Origin of the sequence: Rhodoferax sp., from assembly GCF_037143375.1 — a bacterium.
GTDB lineage: Bacteria > Pseudomonadota > Gammaproteobacteria > Burkholderiales > Burkholderiaceae_C > Rhodoferax.
The window spans coordinates 1-1,576 of the sequence record NZ_JBAWYV010000311.1 but is presented as its reverse complement, the minus strand read 5'-3'; the positions used below and the strand labels follow the sequence as shown (position 1 = coordinate 1,576).

Annotated in this window: 1 protein-coding gene; it reads left to right on the top strand. The window is 56.5% G+C overall.

All coding sequences use genetic code 11. The features are described from left to right. The coding region (locus tag WCG50_RS19335) for a toprim domain-containing protein (RefSeq protein WP_336901220.1) at nt 1-1,284 on the top strand (1,284 nt) is incomplete at its 5' end. Nucleotides 1,285-1,576 lie beyond the last annotated feature (292 nt).

The window sequence follows — 1,576 nt, the reverse complement described above, 5'->3', positions numbered from 1 at the left end:
GACCGCGTGATGTTCCCGATCCGCAACATCAAGGGTGAATGCATTGGTTTTGGCGGGCGGGTGCTCGGCGACGAAAAGCCCAAATACCTCAATTCACCCGAAACACCAGTCTTCAGCAAAGGGCGTGAGTTGTACGGCCTGTTTGAGGCCAGAAACGCATTGCGCGAGCACGGCTATGCGTTGGTGACCGAGGGCTACATGGATGTCGTGGCGCTGGCCCAGCTCGGCTTCCCCAACGCAGTCGCAACCTTGGGAACAGCCTGTACCGCCGATCATGTACAAAAGCTGTTCCGTTTCACGGATTCGGTGGTGTTCAGCTTTGACGGCGACGCCGCGGGTCGGCGCGCAGCACGCAAGGCCCTGGACGGTGTTCTGGCCTTCGCCAATGATGTGCGCAATGTGAAGTTCCTGTTTCTGCCAACCGAACACGACCCCGACAGCTTTATTCGTGAATACGGCAAAGAGGCCTTTGCGCGCTACGTCAGCGAAGCCGTGCCTTTGAGTCGCTTCATGATTGACGCGGCGCGCGAAGGCTGCGATCTCAATACCGCTGAAGGCCGCGCACACCTGGCAAGCAATGCCAAGCCTTTGTGGATGCCGCTGCCCGATGGCGCCTTCAAACGGCAGTTACTGACGGAAATTTCCGATCTGGTGCAATTGGCGAGTCGAGAGTTAACCGACTTGTGGCTGCCCAAGCCCTCCGAGAACCATCCCGAAAGATCAAAACGGCATCAAACCGGAAACGCTTACCGCAATGACATTCCGGTCTATGGACAGCATTACCCGGAAAGAACCGCATCGCCCGCCCGCTTGAAGGGGCGCCCCTTGCCGACCAGCCGTGCCGATCACGCGACACGTCTTTTGCTGGGCGACATGGCAGCCCTGGAAATCTTGTCGGCTGAAGATCACACCATGCTGTGCGAATTACCAGAGCCTTACGGACCCTTGTTTGTCTGGCTTGAGGTCCAGTTACATGAACACGGGGCACAACCCTGGGTTGCCCTGCGCGAAGGCCTGCGCGGGCATGCGTGCGAGGAAATTGCCGTGCGACTGATGAACGGACACGAAATCAACGATAACGACGAAGCCGACGCCAGTTCCAGTGAGTTGCGTGACCTGCTCAATCGCATGCTGGTTGAACGACTCAAGGCACTGGAAACGGCGGCCATCGATGAAGCCAAAACTGATCCAACGGCACTCCATCGCTACCGTGAACTGCAGGCCCGCAGACGCCAATTGGAATCAGCCCCCACGGCAGACCTTGATCGAGCCAACAACGCCTGAATTTGAAAATTTGAAATCCAGAGCTATAATCACGCCCTATTTTCGGCAAGAGCGACAGCAGCACCTCCGGGCCCAGCCAAACGTTGACAGAGTTCACAACCGGCTACCTAACCGCAAGGACTGCATACCAAATGTTCGCATCCACATTTTGCCAACGGGAAGTTAATTTCTCTGCGCTCCAAACGACGTCCGTTGTTTGAGGCGTTCGTCCGCCCTGTCTGTTTCTGCAAATTTGAGGTCATCACATGCCTGCTCAAAAACTCAAGAAGCCTGTCCCGGCCACAAAAAAACC